The 21,105-nt window shown below is 61.1% G+C and carries 19 protein-coding genes; 7 read left to right on the forward strand and 12 right to left on the reverse strand.

The genetic code is table 11. The annotated features are described in order from the left end of the window. Positions 1-81 precede the first annotated feature (81 nt). Positions 82-1,260 (forward strand): DUF3734 domain-containing protein, encoded by a 1,179-nt coding sequence (locus EAY64_RS12910; protein ID WP_199734443.1) that lies wholly within the window; start codon positions 82-84, stop codon positions 1,258-1,260. Positions 1,261-1,329: 69 nt separating this feature from the next. Here EAY64_RS12910 and cysM read toward each other — a convergent pair whose 3' ends face one another. From cysM to cmk, 10 genes are all read right to left on the reverse strand, one after another. After that, complete coding sequence (gene cysM, locus EAY64_RS12915; protein WP_411267231.1) at positions 1,330-2,217, reverse strand: cysteine synthase CysM; 888 nt, start codon at positions 2,215-2,217, stop codon at positions 1,330-1,332. Between the two features lie 152 nt (positions 2,218-2,369). Continuing rightward, entirely contained in the window at positions 2,370-3,365 is a 996-nt protein-coding gene (gene rfaD, locus EAY64_RS12920) for an ADP-glyceromanno-heptose 6-epimerase (protein WP_103525160.1), read from the reverse strand. 74 nt (positions 3,366-3,439) lie between these two features. Continuing rightward, complete coding sequence (gene rfaE1, locus EAY64_RS12925) at positions 3,440-4,402, reverse strand: D-glycero-beta-D-manno-heptose-7-phosphate kinase (RefSeq protein WP_103525161.1); 963 nt, start codon at positions 4,400-4,402, stop codon at positions 3,440-3,442. A 6-nt stretch (positions 4,403-4,408) separates the two neighbouring features. Beyond that, positions 4,409-5,728 carry a UDP-glucose dehydrogenase family protein gene (locus EAY64_RS12930; RefSeq protein ID WP_103525162.1) on the reverse strand — a complete coding sequence of 440 codons (1,320 nt, stop codon included), beginning with the start codon at positions 5,726-5,728 and terminating at the stop codon, positions 4,409-4,411. Next, entirely contained in the window at positions 5,725-6,471 is a 747-nt protein-coding gene (pyrF, locus tag EAY64_RS12935) for an orotidine-5'-phosphate decarboxylase (RefSeq protein ID WP_103525163.1), read from the reverse strand. Before pyrF ends, EAY64_RS12930 begins: the two co-directional genes overlap by 4 nt. Before the next feature lie 18 nt (positions 6,472-6,489). Further along, positions 6,490-7,650, reverse strand: coding sequence for a lipopolysaccharide assembly protein LapB (gene lapB / locus EAY64_RS12940; protein WP_103525164.1), 1,161 nt, complete (start codon positions 7,648-7,650; stop codon positions 6,490-6,492). Positions 7,651-7,721: 71 nt separating this feature from the next. Then, positions 7,722-8,015 carry a LapA family protein gene (locus EAY64_RS12945; protein ID WP_103525165.1) on the reverse strand — a complete coding sequence of 98 codons (294 nt, stop codon included), beginning with the start codon at positions 8,013-8,015 and terminating at the stop codon, positions 7,722-7,724. A 141-nt stretch (positions 8,016-8,156) separates the two neighbouring features. Beyond that, positions 8,157-8,471 (reverse strand): integration host factor subunit beta, encoded by a 315-nt coding sequence (locus EAY64_RS12950; RefSeq protein WP_045846200.1) that lies wholly within the window; start codon positions 8,469-8,471, stop codon positions 8,157-8,159. A gap of 7 nt (positions 8,472-8,478) precedes the next feature. After that, positions 8,479-10,170 (reverse strand): 30S ribosomal protein S1, encoded by a 1,692-nt coding sequence (rpsA, locus tag EAY64_RS12955; protein WP_103525166.1) that lies wholly within the window; start codon positions 10,168-10,170, stop codon positions 8,479-8,481. Positions 10,171-10,264: 94 nt separating this feature from the next. Then, a complete protein-coding gene (gene cmk, locus EAY64_RS12960; RefSeq protein ID WP_103525167.1) occupies positions 10,265-10,933 on the reverse strand; it encodes a (d)CMP kinase in 669 nt (222 codons plus the stop codon). A gap of 282 nt (positions 10,934-11,215) precedes the next feature. Here cmk and aroA point away from each other — a divergent pair, with 282 nt between their 5' ends. The 3 genes from aroA (at position 11,216) to EAY64_RS12975 (ending at position 13,702) form a co-directional block, all read left to right on the forward strand. Then, a complete protein-coding gene (gene aroA / locus EAY64_RS12965; RefSeq protein WP_103525168.1) occupies positions 11,216-12,502 on the forward strand; it encodes a 3-phosphoshikimate 1-carboxyvinyltransferase in 1,287 nt (428 codons plus the stop codon). Positions 12,503-12,637: 135 nt separating this feature from the next. Beyond that, positions 12,638-13,081, forward strand: a complete 444-nt coding sequence (locus EAY64_RS12970; protein WP_103525169.1) for a pyrophosphohydrolase domain-containing protein — start codon at positions 12,638-12,640, stop codon at positions 13,079-13,081. 72 nt (positions 13,082-13,153) lie between these two features. Continuing rightward, a complete protein-coding gene (locus tag EAY64_RS12975; protein WP_103525170.1) occupies positions 13,154-13,702 on the forward strand; it encodes a cytochrome b in 549 nt (182 codons plus the stop codon). A gap of 53 nt (positions 13,703-13,755) precedes the next feature. On the opposite strand, the gene EAY64_RS12980 is transcribed toward EAY64_RS12975, so the two are convergent. Then, positions 13,756-15,273 carry an MFS transporter gene (locus EAY64_RS12980; protein ID WP_103525171.1) on the reverse strand — a complete coding sequence of 506 codons (1,518 nt, stop codon included), beginning with the start codon at positions 15,271-15,273 and terminating at the stop codon, positions 13,756-13,758. Between the two features lie 90 nt (positions 15,274-15,363). Between EAY64_RS12980 and EAY64_RS12985 the strand changes: the two genes are divergently transcribed. Then, positions 15,364-16,293, forward strand: a complete 930-nt coding sequence (locus EAY64_RS12985) for a LysR family transcriptional regulator (protein ID WP_103525172.1) — start codon at positions 15,364-15,366, stop codon at positions 16,291-16,293. Between the two features lie 57 nt (positions 16,294-16,350). On the opposite strand, the gene EAY64_RS12990 is transcribed toward EAY64_RS12985, so the two are convergent. Then, complete coding sequence (locus EAY64_RS12990) at positions 16,351-17,370, reverse strand: LacI family DNA-binding transcriptional regulator (protein WP_103525213.1); 1,020 nt, start codon at positions 17,368-17,370, stop codon at positions 16,351-16,353. Between the two features lie 240 nt (positions 17,371-17,610). Here EAY64_RS12990 and ptsP point away from each other — a divergent pair, with 240 nt between their 5' ends. Together ptsP and pfkB are read left to right on the forward strand one after the other, a co-directional pair. Further along, on the forward strand, positions 17,611-20,115 hold the full coding sequence (gene ptsP, locus EAY64_RS12995) for a phosphoenolpyruvate--protein phosphotransferase (RefSeq protein WP_103525173.1): 2,505 nt from the start codon (positions 17,611-17,613) through the stop codon (positions 20,113-20,115). Continuing rightward, a complete protein-coding gene (gene pfkB, locus EAY64_RS13000) occupies positions 20,112-21,068 on the forward strand; it encodes a 1-phosphofructokinase (RefSeq protein WP_103525174.1) in 957 nt (318 codons plus the stop codon). The genes ptsP and pfkB overlap by 4 nt, the downstream gene beginning before the upstream one ends. Positions 21,069-21,105 lie beyond the last annotated feature (37 nt).

Consider the following 21,105-nt stretch of genomic DNA (forward strand, 5'->3'; position numbering starts at 1 on the left):
CCATGGCAAGGGCGCGACAGGCGGCCCCCTCCTTTCGCAGACCAGCAACAAGCGCACAGGAATGTGCAAACGGAGTATTGCATGAGCGTTGGCTATGATCCGCAACACCACCTTTATCACAGCGCCAGCCTGCCGGCCGGCCATCAATACCATGTCGTCGCCCTGCTGCTGCAGGGCGGTGGCGCGCTGGGTTCCTACCAGCCCGGGGTGTATCAGGGACTGGCCGAAGCCGAACTACACCCCAACTGGGTGGCCGGCATTTCCATTGGCGCACTGAACGCCGCCATCATTGCCGGCAATCCACCCAATAAACGTGTCGACCAATTGCGCCGCTTCTGGGAAACCATCTGCCAGCCGCCGCTGCTGCCCGCCACCCCGCTCAACCAGCTGGATACCAGCCGCTGGCCAGACCCGCTACAGCACATGCTGGCCGGCTGGGAAGCCTGGCGCTCGATGCTGGAAGGGCAAAACGGCTTTTACCGGCCGCGCCTGCCCTGGGCCTTGCAACAGGCCAGCAAGCCATCCGAGATCAGTTTTTACGATACCAGCCCGCTCAAGCAAACGCTGGAACAGCTGGCTGACTTCGACCGTATCAATGACAGCCGTCAGATGCGGGTATCGGTTGGAGCAGTCAATGTCCGCAGCGGCAATTTCGTCTATTTCGACAATACCCGGCAAAAGCTGCGACCGGAGCACTTCATTGCCTCGGGAGCCTTGCCGCCCGGCTTTCCGGCAGTGGAAATCGACGGCGAGTTCTACTGGGATGGTGGCGTGGTGTCCAATACGCCGCTAAGCCAGCTGATCAGCAAGGAAAACCGCCACAACACCCTGGCCTTCCAGGTGGACCTGTGGAGTGCACGCGGCAACTTGCCCGGCAATATGAAAGAAGTGGCGATGCGGCAAAAGGACATCCAGTATTCCAGCCGCACGCGCATGGTGACCGATGTGCTGCGCCAGGAATTACAGTACCGCGAACTGCTATCTGAGTTGATGACACTGGTTCCGGAGAGCGAACATGGCTCGCCTGCCTATCTGGCCGCCCGGCACGCCGCCAACTGCCAGCGCCTGAACGTGGTGCATCTGATCTATCAGGACAAGATTTACGATGATCACTACAAGGACTACCAGTTTGGCCTGCAAACCATGCGCCAGCATTGGCATAGCGGCTATCAGGACATACGCAACAGCCTGCGCCGTCCCGGCTGGCTGAACATGCCCAGCGCCGAGCAGCCTTTTGTCAGCCACGATATTCACCGCTGACACATCTGGCAGAAAAAACAAAAGCCGCTCCCCCGAGGAACGGCTTTTTATTGCCCTGATGGCATTGCGTTATAAGGGAAACAGCCCGGTCGACAGATAGCGGTCGCCACGGTCACACACAATGGACACGATGACCGCGTTTTCCAGTTGCTGGTTCAATCGCAGCGCCACCGCCAATGCGCCACCGGAGGACGGCCCGGCCAGAATGCCTTCTTCTCGCGCCAGCCGGCGCGCGGTCTCTTCCGCCTCTTGCTGTGATACATGAATCAGCTGATCGATACGGCTAAAGTCGCAGATCTTGGGCAAGTACTCGTCTTCCCATTTGCGAATGCCGGGAATCTGGCTACCGGTTTCCGGCTGTACCCCGATGATCTGGATGGCCGGGTTCTGCTCCTTCAGATAGCGGCTATTGCCCATGATGGTGCCAGTGGTCCCCATGCTGGAAACAAAATGGGTGACCCGGCCCTGGGTGTCCGCCCAGATTTCCGGCCCGGTACTTTCGTAGTGCGCCAGCGGGTTATCCGGGTTGGCAAACTGGTCGAGAATCACTCCCAGCCCGGCACGCTGCATGCGGTGGGCTTCGTCGATGGCACCCGGCATGGAGGTTTCTTTCGGGGTCAGAATCACCTCGGCACCATAGGCGCGCATGGTTTGCACGCGCTCGGCACTGGAGCCTTCCGGCATCAGCAAGATCATCTTGTAGCCCATCATCGCCGCTGCCATGGCCAGCGCAATGCCGGTATTGCCACTGGTCGGCTCAATCAGGGTGTCGCCCGGTTTGATGTCGCCACGCGCTTCGGCGCGGCGGATCATCGACAGCGCAGGGCGGTCCTTGACCGAACCGGCCGGATTATTGCCTTCCAGCTTGAGCAGCACCACATTGCTGCTGTCCCCCGGCATGCGCTTGAGCCGAACCAGCGGCGTATGGCCGACGAAGTCTTCCAGATACTTGTACACGAGTGAGTCTCCTTGGCAGAGCGCCATTATACGACCTGGTGCTAAGAGGCAGTCGAACCGTTATTTCTAATCAAATAACCAAGCGGCAACTGGCTGGCAATAAAAAAGCCGCCAGCACTAAGGCATGGCGGCTGGTGCAGGTGGCAAGCGGCTTAACGGCTGATCAGCCAGTCGACATAACGATCCACTCCCTGCTCCACCGTCAGCATCGGTGCGCTGTAGCCGACATCGCGCAGCTTGCCGATATCAGCCTGGGTAAAGCTCTGGTACTTGCCCTTGAGCGCCTCGGGGAATTCGATGTACTCGATGATGCCCTGGGCCACCAGCTCGTCCAGGCTCAGTGCCGGCTTGCCTTCGTGGCGACGGCAGGCATTGACGGTGGATACCGCCACATCATTGAAGGGCTGGGCACGGCCGGAACCCAGATTGAAAATGCCGCTCTTGCCCGGATTGTCCAGGAAGTACAGATTGACCTTGACCACGTCTTCCACCGAGACAAAATCGCGGCTTTGCATGCCATTGCCCCAGCCATCGTTGCTGCCGAACAGCTTGACCTTGCCGTGTTCACGGTACTGGTTGAAGTTGTGGAAGGCTACTGAAGCCATGCGGCCCTTGTGCTGTTCCTGCGGGCCATAAACATTGAAGTAGCGGAAACCAACGGCCTGGGCAGACAGGCCTTCCTTCATGCGCTGTCTCAGCACCTGGTCGAACAGGAATTTGGAATAACCGTAGACGTTGAGCGGGCCTTCGTACTGGCGCTCTTCCTTGAAGATAGTGCCCTTGCCATAAGTAGCCGCGCTGGAGGCAAACAGGAACTGGATTTCCTCGTGCTGGCAGTAATCGAACAAGGCCAGGGTGTACTGATAGTTGTTATCCATCATGTACTTGCCGTCGTGGTTCATGGTGTCGGAGCAGGCACCCTGATGCAGGATGGCGCTGATCTCACCCTCGAACTCGCCTTCCAGCAGCAGATTCAGAAAATCGTGCTTGTCCAGATAGTGGGCGATTTCACAGTCGACCAGATTGCGGAATTTGTCACCGGAGGTGAGGTTGTCCACGGCAATGATGTCAGTGATGCCGCGCGCATTCAGCGCCTTGACGATATTGGAACCGATAAAGCCGGCAGCGCCGGTAACCACGATAGTCATGATTCATCCTTTTTCTGTTTGCAGTCGGCAGGGCTGAACCCTGACACCGGCTGCATGATGCGGTGTAGCGCAGTTCAGCTGGCAAACAGCTCCTGCTGGGTACAAACGGCGGTACCCAGCTTGCCCACCACGATGCCAGCAGCAGCATTGGCCAGACTCATGGCCAGCGGCAACGACAACCCCGCCGCCAGAGCCAGACCCATGGTGCCGATGACGGTATCACCCGCACCGGACACGTCGTATACCTCGCGGGCGAAGGTGGGCTGATGCAAAGCGCCTTCGGCACGGAACAGGGTCATGCCCTCTTCGCTACGGGTAACCAGCAGGGCATCCAGCTGCAGTTCGGCACGCAGCGCCTGGGCCTTGGCGATCAGCTGTTCTTCGTTTTGCCAGCTGCCGGCCACCTCTTTGAACTCGCTGCGGTTCGGTGTCAGCAGAGTGGCACCAGCATACTTGGCATAATCATCGCCCTTGGGGTCGATCAGCACCGGTTTGCCCGCGGCACGCGCCAGTTCGATCATGCGTGTCACATGGGTGAGGCCACCCTTGCCATAGTCGGAAAGAATGACCACATCGTGCTCGGCCAGTACGGCCTGGTATTGTTCCAGCTTGTCTGCCAGGATTTCGCGGCTGGGTGCATCTTCGAAATCCAGCCGGATCAATTGCTGCTGCCGCGCCACCACACGCAGCTTGATGGTGGTGGAAATGGCAGCATCACGCTTGAGCAAGGTGGTGATGCCGTCTTCCAGCATCAGTCGCTCCAGTGCAGTGGCTGCTTCGTCATCGCCCACCACCGACAGGATGGAGGCTTTGCCTCCCAGACTGGCGATATTGCGCGCCACATTGGCCGCGCCGCCGGCGCGTTCTTCCATGCGACCGATACGGGCTACCGGCACCGGTGCTTCCGGTGAAATGCGCGAGACATCACCAAACCAGTAACGGTCCAGCATCACGTCCCCCACCACCAGCACACGAGCACGGGCCAGATCTGCGCTCAGCGCGGCGCGGTCCAACCCCAGTTCTTGCAACAGATTCATACGGTTCTAGCGTCCTATCGCCTGATAGTCGAAACCCAGCTCGCGCAGCCAGGCCGGATCATACATATTGCGGCCATCCAGAATCACCGGATGCTTGAGGCTGGCCTTGATGGCGTCAAAGTCCGGCGCCCGGAACATCTTCCACTCGGTGACCACCAGCAAGGCATCCGCCCCTTGCAGGGCAGCCATCATGTCGTCGGCAAAGCGCAAGCCCGGCAGATCACCCATGACGCGGCGTGCTTCGTCGGCGGCAACCGGATCATAAGCGGCAACCGTAGCGCCACGGCGGGTCAGTTCGGCGACGATGACGCGGCTGGAGGCTTCACGCATATCGTCGGTATTCGGCTTGAAGGCCAGCCCCCACAAGGCAAAATGGTGACCGCTGAGATCCTCGCCAAAGCGCTTGACCAGCTTGTCCACCAGCCGGCGCTTTTGCGCTTCGTTGGCCTCTTCCACTGCCGTCAGCACGCGCATGGCGTGGCCTTGCTCGCGACCACTGGCCACCAGCGCCTTGACGTCTTTCGGGAAGCAGGAGCCGCCATAGCCGGCCCCCGGGTACAGGAAGTGGTAGCCGATGCGCGGATCAGAGCCAATACCGCGCCGCACCAGCTCGATATCGGCACCGAGATCTTCCGCCAGATTGGCCAGCTCGTTCATGAAGGAAATACGGGTAGCCAGCATGGCGTTGGCAGCGTACTTGGTCAGCTCGGCCGAGCGCACATCCATGAACAGGATACGGTCGTGATTACGCTGGAACGGTGCGTACAGGCGGCGCATCAGCTCGATGGCTCGTTCATCCTCGGCACCGACCACGATGCGGTCGGGCTTCATGAAGTCCTCGATGGCCGCGCCTTCCTTCAGGAACTCGGGGTTGGACACCACGCTATAAGCAATGTCGGCACCGCGTTCCGCCAGGGTGGCGGCGATCTGCGCCTTGACCTTGTCGGCCGTGCCGACCGGTACGGTGGACTTATCCACCACCACCTTGGGCTCGCTCATGTAGAGGCCGATATTGCGCGCAGCGGCCAGCACGTATTGCAGGTCGGCGGAGCCATCTTCGTCCGGCGGGGTGCCTACGGCGATGAACTGCACTTCACCAAAGGCCACGGCGGCGGGGATGTCTGTGGTAAAGGACAGACGGCCGGCCTCGACATTACGCCGCACCATGTCGTCCAGACCGGGTTCGTAAATGGGAATGCCGCCTTGCTGGAGGGTAGCAATCTTGGCCGGGTCCACATCCAGACACAGCACATGGTTGCCCACTTCGGCAAGGCAGGTACCGGTCACCAGACCGACATAGCCGGAACCGACAACGGTAATTTTCATGCCTGCTCTGCCCGGTAAAGCGCGATATCGCGGTTGATCTTGTGCAGCACATCCAGCGGCACATCGGCGCGGGTGATAGGGCGACCGATCACCAGATAATCGGCACCGGCCTCCAGTGCTGCCACCGGGGTCATCACCCGGCGCTGATCATCGGCAGCGCTATCTGCCAGGCGGATGCCCGGCGTAACCAGCTGGAATTCCTTACCCAGCGCGGCCTTGAGCATCGGCGCTTCCTGTGCCGAGCACACCACACCATCCAGGCCACAGTCGCGGGTCAGGGTAGCCAGCCGCAATACATGCTCCTGCGGCGAGGCGGTGATGCCGATTTCCGCCAGATCGGCCGCTTCCATGCTGGTGAGCACGGTGACAGCAATCAACAGCGGACGCTGACTGTATTGCGCCAGCCCTTCGCGCGCCGCTTCCATCATGCGGCGGCCACCGGAGGCATGCACATTCACCATCCATACCCCGGCCTCGGCAGCAGCCTTGCAGGCATGGGCCACGGTGTTGGGAATGTCATGGAATTTCAGATCAAGAAATACCTGAAAGCCTCGCGCGGCAAGGCTTTCCACCAGGCCACGCCCGGTCGAGGTAAACAATTCCTTGCCCACTTTGAGCCGGCACTGCTGCGGATCGAGGCGGGCTGCAAATTCGAGAGCCGACGGCGCATCGGCAAAATCCAGCGCCACGACGACAGGAGATGCCGGTTGCAGGTCCTGACCGGCGGCAATTAGCGGATTCATGTCTTCTCCTGAATACGATCAATGAGTTTCCGAGCGGTTGGGCGTAAAGCTTTCCCACTCGCCGCAGGCGGGGCAATGCCAGAAGAAGGCCCGCGAGCGGAAATTGCAACACTTGCAGCGGTGCACCGTCAGGCGCGCCGCGTGTTTCTGGATCAGGGCACGGGCCACTTCGGCATCCATGCGCCCTTCTGGCGACAGCTCGTCCATCTGCGCTTCGATCAGGCGGTAAACGCCCATCAGATTAGGACGGGCATGTACCGACTGGCGAGCTACTTCCAACGCCCGCTCCTCGCCCTCGTAGGCCGACAGTTTCTGATACAGCAGGTCGGTCAGCTCGAGTTGCGGGAAAGTCTTCTGGTAGCCCTGCAGCAGGGCAATACCTTCCTGCGGCTTGTCCAGTTTCTCGTAGGCGTCGAACAAGCGTTCTGCCGCCATCGACAAGTATTCGTAATTCTGTTTCTCGATGTTTTGCCATGCCGCAATCGCCGCCTCGATTTTGCCTTCGGCAAATTCGATATCGCCCAGAATCAGACTGGCACGCACACATTTGCGATTGGCCTGCATGGCTTCGGCCACCAGGGTGCGGGCCGCCGGATAATTGGAGCGGTACAGCTCGCCCTGCGCCAGTTCGCAGAAAAACTGCGCCACTTCGTGCTGAAACGAGTGGGCATCGCTGCGCAGTTCCTTGGCGGTTTCAATGGCTTTTTTCCAGTCACGATCCTGCTGGTAGATATCCAGCAACTGGCGTCGCGCTGCCAGTGCCATATTGCCGCCCAACAGTTTCAGCAAGATTTCTTCGGCCCTATCCACCAGACCGGCCTTGCGGAAATCCTGCGCCAGCTCGTTGCGCACGATGTCGCGCTGTTCGGCAGGCAGGTCGGACGATTCCAGCATGCGCTGATGCAGACGAATGGCACGATCATTCTCGCCACGCTTGCGATACAGCTTGCCCAGGGTCAGTTGCAGTTCCGGTGCGGAACCCTGCTGGCGCGATACCTCGGCCAAAGCACGCGCCGCGATGTCGGTCTTGTCATCCACGAGAGCATCCAGACCACGGAAAAAGCCGGTGGGCACCGACTTGGCCTGCTTCAATACGGTACGCATGTCAACCCGCGCTGCCAGCCAGCCCAGACCGAAGAAGGCCGGGAATAACAGCAGCCACCACAAATCCAGTTCCAAAGAATGCTTCCTTCAAGGAGAGTAAGAGGCCGACCCCGCGCGCATGGCAGCAGGGTCTGAACGGAGCAGGCCTAGTCGGCCAGTGCGTCGCTGGGATCGACGGCGACCTTGCTGCTGGGCGGACGGTTGCGCAATTCCTTCTTGAGCTGGGACAGCTCCTTGCGCATGCGCAGATAGTAGGAGAAGGTGGCCAGCAATCCGACAGCAGCGCCTGCAACAAAGAACACCAGCAGGAAGACAATCAGCGGTGCCGACCAGGACTGGCCGAAGAACAGCTTGAACTCGACCATGTGGCTGTTTTGCACGGTGACGGCAATCAGGAAAACCAGCAGGGCCAATTCGATGATACGCACGATGTAGCGCATGCTCTTTACTCGGAGAGGGTTACCGGAGTGCAAGTTTAAACGATAGTGTGCTGCAACCCAAGCAAGAGGAGGGTCAAACAAAGAAAAAGCGCCGCAAAAGCGGCGCTTTGATTTGGCTTGCTAGACCGGGATTCGCGGCAATCAGGCCTGGGTCTGCTCCAAGAGGGACAGATCCACCCGTTCGCGCAATTCCTTGCCGGCCTTGAAATGCGGCACATATTTCTCAGGAACCGAGACACTGCTACCTGATTTCGGGTTACGGCCCACACGGGGCGGACGGTAGTTCAGGTCGAAGCTACCGAAGCCGCGGATTTCAATGCGGCTACCCTGTGCCAGGTTGCTGGCCATCGCATCCAGAATGGTTTTGACAGCCAGCTCAGCATCTTTGTAGACCAACTGAGAATTGCGCTCGGCAAGACGTTCTGCCAGCCGCGCGATCAGCTCAGACTTGGTCATGATGCAATTACTCGTTGGAGCCGGACAGCTTGGCCTTCAACAGAGCACCCAGGTTGGTAGTACCAGCCGAAGCGCTGTCAACCGACAGGTTCTTCATGGCGGTGCTGTCTTCCTGAGCATCCTTGGCCTTGATGGACAGGCTGATATTGCGGGACTTGCGATCCACGGCAATGATCACGGCTTCCACTTCTTCGCCATCCTTCAGCAGGGTACGGGCATCTTCCACACGGTCGCGGGACAGCTCGGAAGCACGCAGGTAGCCTTCAACGTCCATGTCCAGGGAGATAACTGCACCCTTGGCATCAACAGCCTTCACGGTACCCTTGACCAGAGCGCCCTTGTCGTTCATGGCAACGTAGTTGTTGAACGGATCACCTTCCAGTTGCTTGATGCCCAGGGAGATGCGTTCTTTTTCCACGTCGATGGACAGAACAACGGCTTCAACCTCGTCACCCTTCTTGAACTTGCGCACGGCATCTTCGCCGGTTTCGTTCCAGGACAGGTCGGACAGGTGAACCAGGCCGTCGATACCGCCCGGCAGGCCAACGAACACACCGAAGTCGGTGATCGACTTGATGGCGCCCTTCAGCTTGTCACCCTTGTGGAAGTTGTCGGCAAACTCGTTCCACGGGTTAGCCAGGCACTGCTTCATGCCCAGGGAGATACGACGACGGTCTTCGTCGATTTCCAGGATCATGACTTCAACTTCGTCACCAACCTGAACTACCTTGGACGGGTGTACGTTCTTGTTGGTCCAGTCCATTTCGGACACGTGTACCAGACCTTCGATGCCTTGTTCGATTTCAACAAATGCGCCGTAGTCGGTCAGGTTGGTTACCTTGCCGAACAGACGGGTGCTGGCCGGGTAGCGACGGGACAGACCAACCCACGGATCTTCGCCCAGTTGCTTCAGGCCCAGGGATACACGGTTCTTCTCTTGGTCGAACTTCAGGACCTTGGCTTCTACTTCGTCGCCAACAGCCAGAACTTCGGACGGGTGCTTCACACGACGCCATGCCAGGTCGGTGATGTGCAGCAGGCCGTCGATGCCGCCCAGGTCAACAAACGCACCGTAGTCGGTGATGTTCTTGACGATACCCTTGATAACGGCGCCCTCTTTCAGGGTTTCCAGCAGAGCCTTGCGCTCTTCGCCCAGGGTTTCTTCCAGAACGGAACGACGCGAAACAACCACGTTGTTACGCTTGCGGTCCAGCTTGATAACCTTGAATTCGATGTTCTTGTTTTCGTACGGGGTGGTGTCTTTCACCGGGCGTACGTCAACCAGGGAACCCGGCAGGAAGGCGCGGATGCCGTTGACCATAACGGTCAGGCCACCCTTGACCTTGCCAGAGATCAGGCCGGACAGGATCTTGCCGGTTTCCAGCGCTTCTTCCAGCTCAACCCATGCAGCCAGACGCTTGGCTTTTTCACGGGACAGCTTGGTTTCGCCAAAGCCGTTTTCCAGCGCGTCGATGGCAACAGTCACGAAGTCGCCGATGGCAACTTCAACAACGCCTTCGTCGTTCTTGAATTCTTCGGCCGGAATCAGGGATTCGGATTTCAGGCCGGCATTTACAGTTACGAAGTTGGAATCAACTGCAACGACTTCAGCAGTGATCACCTCGCCCACGCGCATGTCGTGAAGGGTCAGGCTTTCTTCGAACAGCTGGGCAAAGTTTTCCATGGAGAGGGTAGTCATCAAGCTTACTCTCGGTGCACACCTTGCGGCGTGCGGGGTTAGGGTTGAACACAGGGCGCCTCTTGCAGTGCAGCAAGGATTGCCCCTTAAAAAATCATATGCCGGAGGCCTGGGACTGCCCGAAGCAGCGGAGTACCGTTTCGACCGCCTGGTCGATGGTGAGCTCCGTGGTGTCGAGCAGAAAGGCGTCCGGCTCTTGGCGCAGCGGCGCTACCGCCCGGGCCGCATCGCGCGTGTCCCGATCGATAATGTCCTGCAGAATCCGTGGGAGGTTAGCAGATTCCCCCTTGCCGATCAACTGCTTATGGCGGCGCGCTGCACGTTCATCGGCACTGGCGGTCAAAAAAATCTTGGTCGCAGCCTGCGGAAACACCACCGAACCCATGTCGCGGCCATCGGTCACCAGGCCTGGAAGCACGGCAAAATCACGCTGTCGCTGCAAAAGCGCGGCACGCACTGCGGGCAGAGCTGCCACTTTCGATGCGCCAATACCGATTTCTTCCGCCCGGATGTCTTCACTGACATCGTTGCCATCCAGCCACACCCGCCCCTGCTCGAAAGCCGCCGGCAAGGTAGTCGCCAGTGCGGCCAGCGGCAGTTCGGCATCCCATGCCACGTCCAGCTTGCGCGCATGCAAGGCGAGCAGGCGGTAGAGTGAGCCAGAGTCGAGATAATGAAAACCCAGGCGCTGGGCAACGATGGCGGCGACAGTACCCTTGCCGGAAGCGGAAGGGCCGTCGATGGTGATAACGGGAACTGACATGGGCTTGACTTGCATCCTGTAGCACACGACGACGGGCTGATCCGTCGCCAAACCGTTGATTTTAACGCAGCCGCTGAACGGCAGGAACGGCTTTGGCGGGATTTTCTGGCGCAACGCAGCAAACAAAGCGGCAAGACGACAATATTGTAGTTTGCACGTTACCCCGCTGGCCTTTACAGTGATAGGCCGCAACGCCCGCCAGCCCTGCCTGCCGCAGGCTGTGCCCGCGTGATGACAATACCCGGACAATTCACGACACCTACAGAGACTCGACGCAACGCCATGGAACAGCTCCGCCTTACTCCGACTCCGCACCTTGCCGGCACCATCAAGCTGCCCGGTTCCAAAAGCATTTCCAATCGCACCCTGCTGCTGGCTGCGCTGTCCAGCGGCACCACGCTGGTACGCGACCTGCTGGATTCGGATGACATCCGTCACATGCTGGCCGCACTGGGCCTGCTAGGCGTAAGCGTTGAACAGCTGGGCAATAGCCGTGACTTCCGGGTACAAGGCGTGGGTGGCGAGTTTCCGGTCAAGAGCGCCGACCTGTTCCTGGGCAATGCCGGCACCGCTTTTCGCCCACTGACCGCTGCATTGGCGCTGATGCAGGGTCATTACCAGTTGTCTGGCGTGGCGCGCATGCATGAGCGGCCGATTGGCGATCTGGTGGATGCCTTGCGTGCGGCCGGCGCAGAGATCAGTTACCGGGGCAATCCGGGCTACCCGCCACTGGCCATCGGCCCGGCCAGCTTGCGCGCTGGCGAGGTGATTCCGGTCAAGGGCAATGTCTCCAGCCAGTTCCTGACTGCCTTGCTGATGGCGCTGCCACTGACCGGTGAAACCGTCACCATTGAAGTGGTCGGCGAGCTGATTTCCAAACCCTATATAGAGATAACGCTCAACCTGATGGCACGTTTCGGCGTACAGGTAGAGCGACAGGGCTGGCAGCGTTTCGTCATTCCGGGTGGCCAGCACTATATTTCGCCAGGCGAAGTCCATGTTGAAGGCGATGCCTCCAGCGCCTCTTATTTCCTCGCCGCCGGCGCACTGGCTGGTGGTCCGGTACGGGTGGAGGGCGTGGGCAACAACAGCATTCAGGGCGATGTGAAATTTGCCGACACCCTGCGCCAGATGGGTGTGGCCATCACCATGGGGGACAACTGGATCGAAGCCTCTGCCAGCGGCAAGCTCAAGGCGATTGATGTGGACCTGAACCACATCCCGGATGCCGCCATGACCATTGCCGTGGCTGCCCTGGCAGCCGACGGCACCACCACCCTGCGCAATATCGAAAGCTGGCGCGTCAAGGAAACCGACCGCCTGTCGGCCATGGCCACCGAACTGCGCAAGGTTGGTGCCACCGTGGAGGAAGGCCAGGACTACATCCGCATCACCCCGCCCGAACAGCTGCTGGCCGATGCCGAGATCGACACCTACGACGATCACCGCATGGCCATGTGTTTCTCGCTGGTTTCCCTGCTGGGGGTGCCGGTGGTCATCAATGACCCCAAGTGCGTGGCCAAGACGTTCCCGGACTATTTCGAGGTGCTGGCCACCCTGACTGCCTGATACCGGTCATTGCTCCACCCATCATCACGCCCGCAATAGCGGGCGTTTTTCATTTACACAGCATAATCTTCTTGCCAAGCACTGCCAGATAAAACCACAATATCTGGCAATACAATCAAATAACATCACCACATAATGACAAACCTCTATCACTTGCGCCGTGATTTCATGCAGCGCTTTGACCTACCCGTACCCCAGCACCCCGGGCTTTATCCAGACGCGCTACCCATGTGGGAAAACATGCTGCAAGAAGAGATGGCCGAACTCCTGCATGCGCTACAAGAATTCAAGCAACTGGAAAACTGCGACCCCGTCGAAAAAGTGCGCCGCATGGCGGAGCTGACTGCCGAAGGTGTGGATGTACTGAATGTGCTGACCGGCCTGCTGCTGTCGCAAGGCATGCCGCTGGAAGCCATGACCGAGGCCATTCATCAGGCCAATCTGCGCAAGCAGGTAGCTGGTCAAGTGCGACGGCGTGCCGATGGCAAGGTACTGAAACCGGCAGGCTGGCAGCCGGCTGACAAATGTGGCGTCATTCGCGCTGCCTTGCACCATGACAAGAGCACGGCGCAAGATTAAGTCTGGTTTAATACTCTCTGGCTATGATGCGGCCAGATCAAACCGGACATTCCCGACGCGGAAGGGACCATCATGCTGAAAAATTCACAACACAGTTACGGCCGTCTGGCCCGTGCCTTTCACTGGCTGGGCGCACTGGCAGTCATCGCGGCGCTGGCCTTTATCGAATTCAAGGACATCGCGCCCAAGGGCAGTCCACTGCGTGACTTGCTGAAATCCGGCCATTTCCAGGCTGGCGTCATCGTCTTGCTGCTGGTGCTGCCGCGCCTGTTGTGGCGACTGGCCAACCGGATGCCGGACATCACCCCGGCGCCGCAACCGGCTGCCATGCTGCTGGCGCATGCTGCGCACTGGCTGTTGTATGGCCTGATGATCGCCCTGCCGCTGCTGGGCATTGCCATCGTGCAGGGCAATGGCAAGGATGTGGTGTTGCTGGGCAGCACGCTGCCGGTCTTGTTCAACATCGGCAAGGAAACCGCCCACAACCTCAAGGACATTCACGAAGCGCTGGGCAATCTGCTGCTGTGGCTGGCCATCTTCCATGCCGCTGCCGCGGTATGGCATCACCACTTCGTCAAGGATGACACCCTCACCCGCCTGACCGGGCCGCTGCGTCCCTGAACGATGCCACCCTACCAAACCCGGCCATGCCGGGTTTTTTATTGCCTGCGCTCTCAACGCAAATCGCGCTGCCACAGCGACAACAACAGGGCCAGGCCGGCCAGTGCCGCCAACGACAGCAAGGCATGGTCACAGGCAATCAACACCGTCTGCTGGGTGACTTGCGCGGATAGACGCGCCAGACTCGCCGCATCCACCCCTTCCCCCCACTGCCGCAGCGTCACCCCATCCAGTCGGCCCAGCAGCGCCAGCCGCGCCTCCGCCTCGCCAGCTTGCAGCTGCAGCGTAGCCAGGCCGGTTCCCAGCGCACCAGCCAGTTCACGCATGATGTTTTTCAGTTGATAGGCATGGGCGAAGTCTTCGACCTGCACCTCGGCATACGTCATGGCCGCAATCTGCAAGACCGACAATACCGGCACCAGCCCATGCAGCAGAATCGCCGGCAACAAGCTGGCCAGCGCCGCCCCCGGCATGGCCGCTCCGGCCAGCCACAGACAACACAACGCCAGCAAGGCAAAGCCGATGGCCAGCACATGGTGACGCCGCGTCAGCCAGCGGCTGGCATACAGATAGGCCAGCGCCATCGCTACCGTCACCATGCTGCCCATGCTCATGGCCCAGCCGGTAGTGACAAAATCAAAGCCCAGCCCGCGCTGCAGCAAGCTAGACAAAAGGTAGGACCAGATACCATTGCACAGGTAATACAGGACATAGAAAGCCAGCCCCATCAGATAGCGGCGGCGCAATAGCGCATGCAGTTGCAACCAGGGATCGGGATGGGTGTGACTGCGCCGCCAGGCCAGCCCCAGCAACAGTGCACCACCCAGCAAGGCCAGCCACATGCCGGGGCGGGCCGCAAAGCGCAAAAAGCGCAAATCCTCCAGCGTATGCAGCACCAGCAAAGCACCCAGCCCCACGGCCGCCACCGCCACCCAATCCAGCTCGCCAGCCTGGGCACGGGTGGGCGCACCGGCATGGCGCGGATAGCTCAGCTGCACCAGCAACAGTAATACCGGCACAAACGCCGCCTGCAACCAGAAAATGGCCTGCCAGCCCCAGTCCTCCACTAACAGGGCTGACAACCACGGCGATATACCGGACAGGGAAAACAGGCCTAACAAAAAGCCATACATCAACGGCTTGCGTTCCTTCGGCTGCGCCACCAACTGCAGCAGAATGCGTGAGGCGGTAAACAGCCCGCCGCCGCCCAAACCCTGCAACAGCCGCGCCAGCGCCAGACTGGTGATGTCCTCGGCCAGGGCACAGCCCACACTGCCGGCCATGAACAGCAGCAAAGCCCACTGGGTGTAGCGGCGATAGCTGATCAGCGTGGCAAAGCGCCCCAGCAGCAGATTGACCAGCACTGCCCCCACGGCAAAGCTGGTCAGCGCCCACAGATACTCCTGCGGCGCGGCAGCCACCCCGCCCTGAATGGCAGCGCCGGCCACCCCCATCATGCTGACCGCGACAAAGTCAGCCCCGGTGACCAGACCCAGCGTCAGGCCGAACAATCTCACCTGCCAGGGGCGGCACTCGGGGTGGGCTTGCAATAACACGGGATAGGCATTCATTCGGCTAGGCGCTTTGAGCTGGGATGGATCACGCTGACTATAAAGACCATGGTATTTTGAATAAACCGTCTAAATTGAAATGATTATTCAATGTCACGTACAAACGACTGGAATGACTGGTATCTGTTTAATTGCGTGGCGCAGCTGGGCAGCTTCAGCCGGGCGGCCGAACGACTGCAACTGCCGAAATCGACAGTCAGCACCAGTCTGGCCCGCCTGGAACAAAAGCTGGGTAGCCGTTTGCTGGAACGCAGCACCCGCCGTCTGCGCCTGACTGAAGCTGGCTTTCGTTTGCTGGCAGAAATCAGCCCCTTGTTTGCCAGGCTGGAAGATGTAGCCGACCACTTGCAAGGCCAGACCGAAGCACCACTCAGCGGCACGCTGCGCATTGCCGCGCCATACGAATTCGCCAGCCTGCATCTGAGTCCGGTGCTGTGCGACATCATGCAGGCACATCCGGGCCTGCATATCGAGGTGGACGTCATCAGCAATCAGACCGACCCACTGAGCAGCGGACATGACCTGAGCTTTGTCATGACCAGCCAGCCCTTGCCCGACTCAAGTCAACTGGGCAAGCGCTTGTACACCCTGCAGCAGGGCCTGTTTGCGGCACCGTCCTTGCTGGCTGAACGCGGTCAGCCGCAACATCCATCAGCACTGGAGGCCTGGCCGCTGCTGGGCGCGGCCAGCGCCCTGCCCTGGCGCTTGCAACATGCCGATGGCAGGCAGTACGCACTGCAACAGGACTTGCACCTGCAAACAGCCAATGCCGGGCTGCGATTGCAAGCCGCCATTGCCGGACGCGGGGTGTGCCTGGTGTCCTGCAATTTTTCCGCTACGGCGCTGGCGGCCGGACAGCTGCAACGCATCCTCACCGACTGGACACTGCCCCCGCTGAAAACCTATGCGCTGGTGCCCAATCGCAGCTTGCTGCCCACCAAGACCCGACTGTTGCTCGATGGGCTGGAACAGCATTTTGCCGCAACAGAACGGCAAGCCGTTCAAGCCGGCAGCCGGTGACGGCAAGAAAAAAGGACGTCTCCCGACGTCCTCCGTGGCGGTAGATGCGGCCTGCAATCAGCGCGGCGCACCATCCTGCCCGGCATCCGCCGCCATGGTGTACGCGGTCGAACCACGGGCAATCAGCCGCCCGGACAGCACCACCTTGCGTGCGCTGCGTGCCGGGTCTTCCAGCCGTTCCAGCAGCATTTTCATGGCGGTGCGGCCGATGTCGTACACCGGCTGCTCGATTACCGTCAGGCCGGGGCCGGCCAGCTCGGTCCAGTTGTCATTGTCAAAACCGGCCAGCGCCAGCTGTTGCGGAATGGCAATGCCAGCGGCACGGGCGCCGCGCAACATGCCCAGCAGCACCAGGCCATTGCTGGCGATCAGCGCCTGCGGCACGGCAGGCTCGGCCAGCCAGGCGCGCATGGCCTGCTCGGCGGCCTCCGGCGTGGGGGCAATAAAGCGCGCTTCGGCCTGCAAACCATGCCGCTGCATGGCTGCCAGCACCCCGGCATGGCGCTCGGCCCCGGTGGTACTGGTATTGCCAAACAAACCACCAATACGCTGATAGCCCTGCGCCAGCAGATGCTCCACCAGCAGGCTGGCCGCCTCGGCATTGTCCAGCACCACGGCATCCGCCTGTCCGGGTGGGGCGGCGCGATCGATCAGCACTACCGGAAAGCCCAGTTGCTGCGGGTCCAGCTTCTGCGCCGTGGCACGGGTGGGGGCAAAAATCACCCCGGTTACCCGCTCCTCCTGCATCAGCCGCAGATACATGGCTTCTTTTTGCGGGTTCTCGTCGGTATTGCACAGGATGACGCGCATGCCCACCGCGTAGGCCGCGTCTTCCACGGCACGGCTGACCGCGGTAAAGAAGGGGTTGCGGATGTCCGACACAATCAGCCCGATGGTGTGGCTGTGCTGCGAGCGCAGCCGTCGCGCCGACAGATTGGGCAGATAGCCGGTGGCGGCCACGGCGGCTTCCACCTTCTTGCGCAGTTCATCGCTGACCGGGCCATCGCCCAGCGCACGTGACACCGTGGCTACCGAAACACCTGCGGCCAGGGCAACATCCTTGATGCGTACGGTCATTTTGCAATCGTTTTCAGTCAGATTGTCGTGATCCTGCATCAAGTCAAAAAGCTTTGCAAGCCTTTAATTACAAGGATCATTAGCAAGTCAGATGTTGTTTGATCAAGATGATCTACGATCAATATTGACAGGTGTTGTGTAATCGATTTCAATGCCATCAACGCAACACCAGACAATAGCCAGCACCGCCCCTTTTTGGGTGCAATGCAGCAAAATAACAGTACCAGGAGACCACTCCCGATGTCGCACGACCTGATCCATCCGGAACTGATTTGCCTTGCCACGGCACCTGCCAGCAAGGAAGACGCCATCCGCCAGGCCGGCCAGCTGCTGGCCCGCGCCGGCTGTATCGATGCCGCCTATATCGACAGCCTGCTGGCGCGTGAAGCCGTGGCCAACACCTTCCTGGGGCATGGCGTGTCCATTCCGCACGGTATGGTGGAAGACCGCCACCTGATCAAGCGTACCGGCATCGCCATCCTGCAGATTCCGCAGGGGCTGGAGTGGAACCCGGGTCAGGTCACCCACCTGCTGTTTGCCATTGCCGCCCAGTCGGACGAACACATCCAGCTGCTGCGTCGTCTTACCCGCCTGCTGCAGGACGAAACCCGCCTGCAGCAGCTGTTTGCCACCAGCGATCCGCAAGAGCTGATCGCCGCCCTGTCTGACAGCGCAGCGGCACCGGCGGCCCCTGCCGAACCGGCGGGCGATCTGGCAGAAAAATTTGAATGGGTGGTGGACTACCCCAACGGCCTGCACGCCCGTCCGGCCACCGCCTGGGTGGAAACCGCCCGTCAGTACGCCGCACAAGTGCAAGTGCGCCATGGCCACCATGTGGCCGATGGCAAGAACATGATTTCCCTGCTGCAACTTGGCCTGCAACGTGGCGACCGCCTGGTGGTATCGGCCGAAGGCAACGATGCCAGCGCCCTGCTGCAAGCCCTGCAAGGCATGATGAGCCGCCTGACCGCCCAGGAACAGACCGACGCTGCACTGGCCGCACAAAAAGCCCAGGCCCAGCGCAGCGAACACAACTGGCAGCCGCCGGGCCACCCGCTGGAAGTGGCCGGCATCAGCGCCAGCCCCGGTCTGGCGATTGGGCAGGTACATGTGCTGACCCACGGCCTGCCGGCCATTCCCGATCACCCGCTGGCCCTGGCCGAAGCCGGTGACAAGCTGCATGTCGCACTGGCGGAAACCCGCGCCGAACTGGCCAAGCTGGCCGAAGACACCGCCCAGCGCCTGGGTAATGCCGAAGCCGCCATTTTCAAGGCGCAGGCCGAGCTGCTGAGCGATACCGACCTGATCACCCTGTCCTGCCAGCTGATGGTGGAAGGCCACGGCGTGGCCTGGTCCTGGCATCAGGCGGTGGAACGGCTGGCCGACCGGCTGGCTGCGCTGGGCAACCAGCTGCTGGCCGCCCGTGCGGCCGACCTGCGCGATGTAGGCCGCCGCGTGCTGGGCAAGATTGACCCCAGCCTGCAGGCCACCACCCTGGCCGAGCTGCCGGACAACTGCATTCTGCTGGCTAGCGATTTATCGCCGTCCGATACCGCCGGGCTGGATACCAACAAGGTGATTGGTCTGGCCACCGCCCAGGGCGGCCCCACTTCGCACACCGCCATTCTGGCGCGCACGCTGGGCCTGCCGGCACTGGTAGCTGGTGGCCCCGGCCTGCTTGGCGTCGCCAATGGCACCGCCGCCATTCTGGATGGCCAGAGCGGCCGGCTCTACCTGAGCCCGAGCGAACTCGACCTCAAATCCGCCCGCGAGTGGATGGCACTGCAAAACGAACGCAAGGCACGTGAGGAAGAACAGCGCAGCCTGCCGGCAGAAACCCGCGACGGCCACCGCGTGGAAGTGGCCGCCAACGTCAACCGTCCGGACCAGGTGGCTGCGGCCATTGCCTCCGGCGCCGAAGGCGTGGGCCTGATGCGTACCGAATTCCTGTTCCTGGAACGTGACGACAGCCCGGATGAAGCAGAACAACTGGCTACCTATCAGGGCATGCTGCAGGCACTGGAAGGCCGCCCGCTGATCGTGCGTACGCTGGATATCGGCGGCGACAAGCAAGTGCCCTATCTGAACCTGCCGCATGAGGAAAACCCCTTCCTCGGCATGCGTGGCGCCCGCCTGCTGCTGCGCCGCCGCGACCTGCTGGAACCACAACTGCGCGCACTGTACCGCGCCGCCCGTGGTGGTCAGCCGCTGTCCATCATGTTCCCGATGATTACCTCACTCAAGGAAATCACCCGCCTGAAGGGCCTGTGTGAAGGCATCCGCCGCGAGCTGGATGCGCCGGTGGTACCGATCGGCATCATGGTGGAAGTGCCTGCCGCCGCCACCCTGGCCGACAAGCTGGCTGAGCATGTGGACTTTTTCTCCATCGGCACCAACGACCTCACCCAGTACGCTCTGGCCATCGACCGCCAGCATCCGGAACTGGCGGCAGAAGCCGACAGCCTGCACCCGGCCGTGCTGCGCCTGATCCACCAGACCGTACAGGGTGCAGCCCTGCATGGCCGCTGGGTGGGTGTGTGCGGCGGCATTGCCGGCGACCCCTTCGGTGCCGCCCTGCTCACCGGCCTGGGTGTCAACGAACTGTCGATGAGTCCGCGCGACGTCGCCAGCGTCAAGGCCCGCCTGCGCGGCAGCGACTTTGCCAAGCTGGCCGCACTGGCGCAGCAGGCACTGGATTGCGATAGCGCCGAAGAAGTCCGCGCCCTGCAGAGCCTGCTGTCATGAATAGCCCGCTGATCACCATCACCCTGAATCCGGCCATCGACCAGACCGTGTGCGTGCAGAATTTTCAGCCCGGTGCAGTCAACCTGGCGCTGTCCAGCAGCAGCAATGCCGGCGGCAAGGGCGTCAACGTTGCCAGCTGCCTGGCCGACTGGGGCTTGCCGGTGCTGGCCACCGGCCTGCTCGGCCGCAATAACAGCGAGGCTTTCGAAGCCCTGTTCAAGGACAAGGGCATTGCCGACCGCTTTATCCGCGTGGCGGGCGATACCCGCGTCAACATCAAGCTGTCTGATCTGGCCAATGCCAGCACCACCGACATCAACCTGCCCGGCCTGACGGTGGGCGAAGCCCAGTGGGAACGCCTGCTCACCCTGCTGGCGGCAGACATCAACCCCGGCAGCCAGATCGTGCTGGCCGGCAGCCTGCCGCAAGGGCTGGAGCCGGAGCGCCTGCCGGTGCTGATCGGCAAGCTGCGCCAATGGGGCGCGCATGTGCTGCTGGACAGCAGCGGCCCGGCACTGGCCAGCGCACTGGCCGCGCCCCGCGCCAGCCTGCCGGACTGCATCAAGCCCAATCGCCACGAACTGGAGCAATGGGCGGGACGCCCCCTGCCCACCCTGGACGATGTCCTGGCCTGCGCCCGCCAGTTGCAACAGGCCGGCGTGGCCGAGGTGGTGGTGTCGCTCGGCGAGGAAGGCGCGCTGTTTGTGCTGGACGATGGCCCCGCCCTGCTGGCACGGCTGCCGGTACAGAACCCGCTCAGCACCGTCGGTGCTGGCGATGCCTTGGTAGCCGGCCTCAGTGCCGCACGCCACCAGCGCCTGGCCGGTGAAGACCGTGCGCGGCTGGCCGTGGCCTTTGCCACCGCCAAGCTGGCGCGTATCGGCCCGCACCTGCCGGCTCGCAGCGAGGTGGAAGGCTTGGCGCAGCAAGTGGATGTCCAGTTACTGCAATAAACCATCATGCTGCGGGCGGGCAACGCTCACCCACCCC

It is taken from the genome of Aquitalea palustris (assembly GCF_003693445.1).
Lineage (GTDB): Bacteria > Pseudomonadota > Gammaproteobacteria > Burkholderiales > Chromobacteriaceae > Aquitalea > Aquitalea palustris.